The sequence below is a fragment of the Bacteroides sp. genome, assembly GCF_019417265.1.
In the GTDB taxonomy this organism is placed as follows: Bacteria; Bacteroidota; Bacteroidia; order Bacteroidales; family Bacteroidaceae; genus Phocaeicola.
Genome location: NZ_DXVR01000105.1, coordinates 1 through 8,520 on the forward strand (window position 1 = coordinate 1; position 8,520 = coordinate 8,520).

8 protein-coding genes are annotated in these 8,520 nt (G+C 39.8%); all 8 read left to right on the forward strand.

What is annotated here, in order from left to right; genetic code table 11:
- The first annotated feature begins 46 nt into the window (after positions 1-46).
- The 8 genes from QZ379_RS10990 to QZ379_RS11025 all read left to right on the forward strand — a co-directional run bounded on the left by QZ379_RS10990 (position 47) and on the right by QZ379_RS11025 (position 8,432).
- Positions 47-517, forward strand: a complete 471-nt coding sequence (locus QZ379_RS10990) for a hypothetical protein (RefSeq protein WP_291564476.1) — start codon at positions 47-49, stop codon at positions 515-517.
- Between the two features lie 23 nt (positions 518-540).
- On the forward strand, positions 541-2,208 hold the full coding sequence (locus tag QZ379_RS10995) for a hypothetical protein (RefSeq protein ID WP_291564479.1): 1,668 nt from the start codon (positions 541-543) through the stop codon (positions 2,206-2,208).
- Between the two features lie 40 nt (positions 2,209-2,248).
- Complete coding sequence (locus QZ379_RS11000; RefSeq protein ID WP_291564483.1) at positions 2,249-2,776, forward strand: DUF6705 family protein; 528 nt, start codon at positions 2,249-2,251, stop codon at positions 2,774-2,776.
- A 45-nt stretch (positions 2,777-2,821) separates the two neighbouring features.
- On the forward strand, positions 2,822-4,333 hold the full coding sequence (locus QZ379_RS11005) for an O-antigen ligase family protein (RefSeq protein WP_291564487.1): 1,512 nt from the start codon (positions 2,822-2,824) through the stop codon (positions 4,331-4,333).
- A 203-nt stretch (positions 4,334-4,536) separates the two neighbouring features.
- On the forward strand, positions 4,537-5,886 hold the full coding sequence (locus QZ379_RS11010; protein WP_291564490.1) for a Na(+)-translocating NADH-quinone reductase subunit A: 1,350 nt from the start codon (positions 4,537-4,539) through the stop codon (positions 5,884-5,886).
- Positions 5,887-5,922: 36 nt separating this feature from the next.
- Positions 5,923-7,089, forward strand: a complete 1,167-nt coding sequence (locus tag QZ379_RS11015; protein ID WP_291564492.1) for an NADH:ubiquinone reductase (Na(+)-transporting) subunit B — start codon at positions 5,923-5,925, stop codon at positions 7,087-7,089.
- A 12-nt stretch (positions 7,090-7,101) separates the two neighbouring features.
- A complete protein-coding gene (locus QZ379_RS11020; RefSeq protein ID WP_291564497.1) occupies positions 7,102-7,779 on the forward strand; it encodes a Na(+)-translocating NADH-quinone reductase subunit C in 678 nt (225 codons plus the stop codon).
- A 17-nt stretch (positions 7,780-7,796) separates the two neighbouring features.
- Positions 7,797-8,432, forward strand: a complete 636-nt coding sequence (locus QZ379_RS11025) for an NADH:ubiquinone reductase (Na(+)-transporting) subunit D (RefSeq protein WP_291564498.1) — start codon at positions 7,797-7,799, stop codon at positions 8,430-8,432.
- The last annotated feature ends 88 nt before the right edge of the window (positions 8,433-8,520 follow it).

Consider the following 8,520-nt stretch of genomic DNA (forward strand, 5'->3'; position numbering starts at 1 on the left):
GTATAAACCTGTCCTACTTTATGTGTAGGACGCTTAATATTTACGTATGAAAAGGATATTATTTATATTATGTATTATTATATCTCCAATATATTTAATGGCTCAGATAAAAATACAGATTGATTATGATAATGTGAACAAAATAATAACATTGGACTTAAAAAATGAAACAGATAATATTTATACATTTATACCCAAAGAAACGGATTTAAATAAGTATAATCATGTTTCATCAATAACATTCATTTATAAAGATATAGATGGTAACATTCTCTGTAAGAGAGACAGATTTATATTTGATGATCAATATCCTATACCCCCCAACAAATACCTTGCGCCATACGGTGAGAATAAATATATTCATAGTTTGACAAAATGGTGTTATGATAAAAATATATATACTGTTGATATTTTTATAAAGATTGATTGTAGAACTTTGGAGAGAGATAGGATGTCGAAGAAAATAATATATCCGGAAACATATCAAACCGAATTGAAACGGCGAGTTTTATGGTAATTAAATTTTTAAAAGAACGATATATGAGATCAATATACATTTACATTGGCATGTTTCTGTCACTGACAGCCCTGTTTTTATGGAACTGCACTGACACTATCGGTTTTGATTTTTATGGTGACCGGGACGCCCATGATGATTTTACCATTGATGAAGCCAAAGCGTTTTTCGAGAAACAATACTCAAGAAACATGCCCTTATCCCGTTCCATTGAGGAAAAAGGGACCAAGCGTTTGACTCCCGGAGATTTTGTACCTTTGTGGGACAAGGCTGTCCCTTCCGCAAAAGGTAGACTTGAATGTTATGATATTCCCATAAAGAATGATATACATTACAAGGCAATATACAGTACATACGAGAATGGAAAGGCAAGGGCGTATGCTGTCAATGTTTACCAGAAGTTGGTTGTTGTCAAGAACAAGAACAACGGTAACATGGGAACATACATATTGAATCTGATACCTGATGCCGAATATGACAAGAAGTATCTGAAGAAAGTATGTGACAGATTTATAAACTGTGCCGATAAAGGCGGCTTCTCCGGTATAGCCTTTTATACCATGCCTAATTTGGATATGATTCTTCGTGTCAACTACTATAAGAATGGTGTAAAGAAGCGAGGCGTGTTCCTTGCCGGTAAGAAGGAAGATATGGAGGAGAAGATGAGGATAGCTTACAGCATCCTTGATGGCGTTGTCGTGAAAGGTAAGAAAAAAGTGGCCACACGTAGCTACGGGGAGGATGACTGGTGGGACGATGGCTGGTGGGAAGATGAAGATTGGGACAATTGGGAAGATGGAGGTTGGGAATCGGACTCAGGCTTTATAGAGATAGGAGACAGTTTATGGTATGTTGACGAGAAAGGTAATGCTTTCATAATGGAAGATATTAATGGCGTATTAACCCCGGTAACGCCTGATGTCGTAATAACACCGCCGGAAGATGATGATGATGATTGGTGGACTCCGGGAGAAGAAACTGAGGAAGAAATGCCTTTCCTTCCGGGCAATGAGGATCCGGATGGCGAAACAGATAATGGCGATGGAGGTTATGTGTCTGGTGATAATAATAACTCGACAAACGATAAGAATAAAGGAGATAAAGAAGGTGATGAACAAAATAAAGAGCTAAACGAGAAAATTGAATCTCTAAATAAAAATGATGACCTTAAGGATAAAGTCAAAGAGATATTCGACAGCTTCTATCAAAAGTCAAATCGTAAGGAGAATGGATGGATACGTTCTGGAGGTGTGGTTCATGGTCCGAAGGATCAAGAAAGTACTTCAATAAAGTATGATTGGAGTAATATAAGTAAAGGTATCACAGAATGGTATCATTCACACCCTACAGGTGCTCCAATTCCATCGGCTGCAGACTTAAGTCTTCTGACTTCAAGGTACACCGGTGGTTATCTTGATGTTGATAATTTTTCGTATGGTGTAATATCAGAATTCGGGTGTACGACCTTTATTATAATTTCAGAAGAAGATTTTAAGGCTTTTGCGGAGTCTTTTTCATATGATAAGATGAAAGAAGACCTTAATGAATTTATTTATAATACTGGAGGTGTTGCGGGAAACATAGTTTCAGCATTTTCTGATTTTTTGGATGACAGTAAATCAGGATTGGAATTGATATTTAACCCATATAATCAAAGTACGAATGAGTGGGGAGGGTGGAAAGTGCCTTGAGAGTATAAAATTTTTTGTTTAATGTTAATGCTTATTATTTATGAAGAAGTTATTTTTGTTTTTAGTTGTTTTATGTACTTGTGTTGGTATTAACGCACAGGTTTCCGTTGACGATTACATAGGAACGTGGAGAGGCGAGAAAGGTGATACCACCTTCACTATAAAATTAGTAAAAGGTGAAACTTTACATAAAGGAAGAACTGTAAAAATATTGGGTGGTTATTCAGTCAGTGTAAAAGGACAATATTCTGATGACTATCTTAAGATAAACACTCATCGTGTTTACGGCATAAAATGTCCTGAACAGAATATTTATATTACTGCCTCTTACTTTTCTTATTACTCTAAATCTATAGGTGCTACTCTTTATGACCAGCGTAAGAAACATTTTGATGGTAATGGAATACCTGCTTGTAGAATAGACTATATATCCAAAAATAAGATACGCTGGACTTTGAATGAGAATTTTGGCATATGGAAAATGATAGAAGGTGATGAGAATGCGGAGGAAGTTCATCCAATAGGTTTCTCAGTACCTACGGATATAATAATGACCAGAGTGGAATAGTTGTTTCTTATAAAAAGCCTTTTTCTAAGAAATAAAAGAACTACAATGCTTATTATTCGCATTCAAGATATCTTGCTGGGCATACTTGTCGCTATGATTTTCATGCACAGGCATGTCCCGGTTGATATATCCTCCTTATGGCAATACGCATTGGTGGGGATGGTGTATTTCCTTGCTCGTTCTGCTCCTGCATATGTAAGGAAGTATGCTTCTTACGTTATACTATGCTGGGGAGTATGCGAAGTAATAATAGTCTTATTGCAAGAATGGCACTGGATTTCCAGCAATCATAGCCGGTTTGATATCACCGGTACTTTTGGAAATCCGGGACCATTAGGCGGTTTTCTTGGCATATTATGTGCCGGAGTAATCAACGTGATTTACAGAAGAAGGGGAATTAATGATATTCGTACACTTGCCTGGGTTCTGATTGGCGTATTGCTTATGTATGGTGTTATCGCATCCGGCTCGCGTTCAGGCCTTTTGGCGGCTTTCACAGGGGGTGTAGTCATTTTCATCAGAAGGATAGTATATCTTATTCAAGAGAACCGTATAAAAAGGGTGGTGGTTGAGTGTTTTTCGGCCTTAATGATTTTAAGTACTGTCAGTGTCATCCTTTACTGCCTGAAACCTGATTCTGCCGACGGACGTCTGTTAGTATGGCTGAATACTCTCCGGCTTATTTCCGATTATCCTGTCTTCGGGTGGGGAACCGGCGGATGGACAGCCAATTATATGCTTTATCAGGCAGACTTTTTTGCCACTCATCCACATTCTCATTTTATTATGCTTGCGGATAATGTGGCTTATCCGTATAATGAGATTCTGCATATCGGTGCAGAACACGGTTTGCCGGGAATGGCTTTTTTTATATGGATTATAATAGAGAGTTTTAGGGTACGTCCGTCAGACTGCCGGTCGGAAAGTCTGCTTACATCATTCTGGGCGTTTATTGTTTTCTCATTGTTTTCTTATCCGTTTGACATTGTTTTACTGCTGGCATTGTTTGCTTTTTTGGTCGGTTCTTTGGAATTTCGTCCTGTCTTTTACATCAGAATACCGCGACTGATATATAAGGTTTCCTTTTTCATTGTGCTGACAATCCTTTCCGGTTTGTCTGTCCACTCCTATGGTTTGTATAAGAAGGCTTGGCATGACCCGAAGCTTCTTTCCTATTTCCAATATAATCCTGATATAATGTATATGTACTCACAAATGGAAACGGTTCCGGATTCCTTGAGAAGTGATATATTGAACAGGACGTCATTCTTGTGTCCTGACAGTGAAATATATTGTCTGTTAGGGGATGAGAATATGGAGAAAGGTAATTTTGATAAATCGGAAACATATTACCGTAAGGCTTCAGATATGGTACCTTCAAGGATTACCCCTCGATATAAGCTGTTCAAACTTTATCTTTCAAAGGGAGATACACTGTCAGCCGTTTCTTATGGACGTAAGATATTGTCCTTTAAACCGAAAGTGGAAAGTACAATAACTTTAAGGATGAAAGGAGAGATAAAAAGCTTCTTACGGAAATGGGACGTGAAAGAATAGGGGGATGTATCGTTTTAAAATTTGTTTCATACAGTGTTTTTGTAACCTCTATGTGGCGAAACTGACAATTGTGTAATATGTTTTTAGATACTAAAATCAAATACGGAAAAAATTCTTTATTTATCTGACGAAAAAGTTCATTTTTACTTATTTTTTCTTTAATTTTGCGCGGAAAATATAAAAACCATTTTTTATAACCCGATATGGCAAATGTAATTAAATTACGCAAAGGCCTGAACATTAACTTGAAAGGTAAGGCAGCTGCAGAAGTTGTGGCTGTAAAGGCACCTGGGTTCTATGCTATAGTACCGGATGACTTTACAGGAGTAACTCCTAAGGTAGTCGTTAAGGAACAAGAGTATGTAATGGCCGGAGGACCCTTGTTTATTGACAAGAACCATCCTGAACTGAAATTTGTTTCGCCTGTAAGTGGCGTAGTGACAAGTGTAGAGCGCGGAGCTCGACGTAAGGTAATGAGTATTACTGTAGAGGCAGCAGCCGAACAGGATTACGAAGAATTCGGAAAACAGAACGTGTCTGCAATGAGCGCAGAGGCTGTTAAGGAACTTCTTCTTAATGCCGGTATGTTCGCTTTCTTCAGACAGCGTCCTTACGATGTAATTGCAGACCCTACAGTAGCTCCAAGAGCTATCTTCGTTTCTGCTTTCGATACAAATCCGCTTGCTCCTGACTTTGAAATAGCTCTGAAAGGCGAAGAAAACAACTTCCAGACAGGACTTGACGCTTTGGCAAAATTGGCCAAGACTTATTTAAGTATTAGTGTAAACCAGAAGTCTGCTGCTCTTACACAGGCTAAGAACGTTACTGTAACAGCTTTCGACGGACCTCATCCTGCAGGTAATGTTGGTGTTCAGATTAACAACATCGCTCCTGTAAACAAAGGTGAGACTGTTTGGACTATCGACCCACAGGCTGTTATCTTTATCGGACGTCTGATGAATACAGGCCGTGTAGATATGACTCGTACAGTAGCTATCACAGGTTCTGAAGTTAAGAAACCTGCTTATTGCAAACTGAAAGTTGGTGCTCTCCTGACAGACATCCTTGCAGGTAATGTAAGCAATGATAAGGAACTTCGCTACATCAGCGGTAATTCTCTGACAGGAAAACAGATTCCTGCTAACGGTTTCCTTGGCGCATTCCACAGTCAGGTAACTGTAATCCCTGAAGGTAACGATGTTCACGAAATGTTGGGATGGATTATGCCTCGTTTCAACGAGTTCAGTACAAGCCACTCATATTTCAGCTGGTTGATGGGCAAGAAAGAATATACTCTTGACGCTCGTATCAAAGGTGGAGAACGTCACATGATTATGTCAAACGAATACGACCGCGTACTTCCTATGGATATTCTTCCTGAATATCTTATCAAGGCTGTCATTGCCGGTGATATCGACCGCATGGAACAGCTTGGTATCTACGAAGTAGCTCCTGAAGATTTCGCTATCTGTGAGTTCGTATGTTCTTCGAAGATGGAACTTCAGCGTATCGTTCGCGAAGGTCTTGACATGCTCCGTCGTGAAATGTGTTAATATATATATAATGTGTATATAAGAATATAAATAATAATGAAAGCGTTAAGAAATTATATCGATAAGATAAAGCCAAACTTTGAAGAGGGCGGCAAATTCCAGGCTTTTCGTTCTGTATTCGACGGTTTCGAAACATTCCTTTTCGTTCCGAATACAACATCGAAGACTGGTACGCACATCCACGACGCTATAGACAGCAAACGTATCATGTCTATCGTGGTTATTGCGCTTATACCGGCATTGCTGTTCGGTATATATAACGTAGGTTACCAGCACTATGCTTTTGCAGGCATCGAAGGTAGCTTCATTCAGAAATTCGGTTACGGTTTCCTTGCCGTATTGCCAAAAATCATCGTTTCATACGTTGTAGGTCTTGGAATCGAGTTCGTTGTAGCTCAGTGGAAGAAGGAAGAAATTCAGGAAGGTTTCCTTGTTTCAGGTATGTTGATTCCTATGATTGTTCCTGTTGACTGTCCGTTGTGGATGCTTGCCGTAGCAACAGCATTCTCTGTAATCTTCGCTAAGGAAGTATTCGGTGGTACAGGTATGAACATCTTCAACCCGGCATTGATTACACGTGCATTCCTGTTCTTCGCTTATCCAACCAAGATGTCCGGTGACACTGTATGGGTAGCAAGCAACAGTATCTTCGGTCTTGGTAAAGACATCGATGCCTTGACTGCTGCAACTCCTCTTGGTCAGGCTGCTACTGAAACTCCTATATCTGCTTCTTTGAGCGATATGATTTTCGGTTTCATCCCTGGTTCAATCGGTGAAACTTCAGTTATCGCTATCGCTATTGGTGCCGTTATCCTGCTGTGGACAGGCGTAGCAAGCTGGAAGACAATGATTTCAGTATTCGTAGGTGGTGCATTGATGGCTTGGATATTCAATGTTGCAGGTCCTGATACAGCTATGGCTAACATGCCTTGGTACATGCACTTGTGTGCCGGTGGTTTCTGCTTCGGTGCAGTGTTCATGGCTACAGACCCTGTTACATCTTCACGTACTGAGAACGGTAAGTTCATCTATGGTCTGCTCATCGGTATGATGGCTATCATCATCCGTGTGTTGAACCCAGGTTATCCGGAAGGTATGATGCTTGCCATCCTGCTGATGAACATCTTCGCTCCGCTGATTGACTATGTAATCGTTGAGAACAATATTTCACGTCGTGCAAAACGTGCTATGTCTAACAAATAAAAACCGAAAACAATGAATACTAATAGTAACTCATATACTATAATTTATGCTTCGGTAATGGTTGTTATCGTAGCATTCCTGCTGGCTTTCGTAAACTCATCTTTGCGTGACCTTCAGGGCAAGAACGTAGAACTCGATACTAAAAAACAGATTCTTTCTTCTTTGGGTATCACAGAAGTTAAGGATGCTGACGCAGAGTTCAGCAAAGTGGTTAAGTCTGATATGATTGTTGCAGAAGACGGTTCTTTGAAAGAATACGACGGCAAATTCGTAACAGCTTACGAAAAAGAATTCAAGGAAAACGGTCGTGCTCACGTGTTTGTATGTGAAATCGACGGTAAGACTAAATACGTGGTTCCTGTTTACGGTGCCGGACTTTGGGGCGCTATCTGGGGTTATGTAGCTCTTGATGAAGACAAGAACACTGTATTCGGTACATACTTCTCTCATGCATCTGAAACTCCTGGTCTTGGTGCAGAAATCGCTACTCCTCATTTCCAGACATCTTTCATCGGAAAACATGTTATGGAAGGTGAAAGTGTAGCACTGAGTGTTGTTAAGAACGGTAAGGTGGCAAATCCTGAGTTCGAAGTTGACGGTATCTCAGGTGGTACAATCACTTCAAACGGTGTTGATGCCATGCTTAAGAACTGCATGGGACAGTACACTAAATTTTTAACTACTAAATAATAGGAGGGAAACGAACAATGGGAAAATTATTTTCAGCTAAGAATAAAGAAGTATTTTCTACTCCTTTAAACATGAACAACCCTGTGACTGTACAGGTCCTGGGTATCTGTTCAGCATTGGCCGTTACCTCTAAACTGGAACCGGCTATCGTTATGGGTCTTTCAGTAACTATCATTACAGCTTTCTCAAACGTAGTGATTTCTTTGTTGCGTAAGACTATTCCTAACCGTATCCGTATCATCGTTCAGCTGGTGGTTGTTGCCGCTTTGGTAACTATCGTCAGTGAACTGTTGAAGGCTTTTGCATACGATGTGAGCGTACAGCTTTCAGTATACGTAGGTCTTATCATTACTAACTGTATCCTGATGGGACGTCTTGAAGCATTCGCTATGGCAAACGGTCCTTGGGAATCATGTCTTGACGGTATCGGTAACGGTCTTGGATATGCCAAGATTCTTATCATCGTAGCTTTCTTCCGCGAACTTCTCGGTTCAGGAACACTGCTCGGTTTCAATATCCTGAACTATCAGTGGCTTAAGGATGCAGGCTATGTGAACAACGGTTTGATGTTGATGCCTCCTATGGCTTTGATTATCGTGGCTTGTATCATATGGTACCAGCGTGCTAAACATAAAGAGCTGCAGGAAAAATAATAGGGTGTTGAATAAAAAATATTAATTGAATAATATGGAACATTTATTAAGTTTATTCGTCCGCTCTATCTTTGTGGACAACATGATA

Coding starts and splice junctions, on each gene's coding strand:
- QZ379_RS11000 (WP_291564483.1), top strand. CDS start 2,249: ATGAAGAAGTTATTTTTGTTTTTAGTTGTTTTATGTACTTGTGTTGGT.
- QZ379_RS10995 (WP_291564479.1), top strand. CDS start 541: ATGAGATCAATATACATTTACATTGGCATGTTTCTGTCACTGACAGCC.
- QZ379_RS11025 (WP_291564498.1), top strand. CDS start 7,797: ATGGGAAAATTATTTTCAGCTAAGAATAAAGAAGTATTTTCTACTCCT.
- QZ379_RS11015 (WP_291564492.1), top strand. CDS start 5,923: ATGAAAGCGTTAAGAAATTATATCGATAAGATAAAGCCAAACTTTGAA.
- QZ379_RS10990 (WP_291564476.1), top strand. CDS start 47: ATGAAAAGGATATTATTTATATTATGTATTATTATATCTCCAATATAT.
- QZ379_RS11020 (WP_291564497.1), top strand. CDS start 7,102: ATGAATACTAATAGTAACTCATATACTATAATTTATGCTTCGGTAATG.
- QZ379_RS11005 (WP_291564487.1), top strand. CDS start 2,822: ATGCTTATTATTCGCATTCAAGATATCTTGCTGGGCATACTTGTCGCT.
- QZ379_RS11010 (WP_291564490.1), top strand. CDS start 4,537: ATGGCAAATGTAATTAAATTACGCAAAGGCCTGAACATTAACTTGAAA.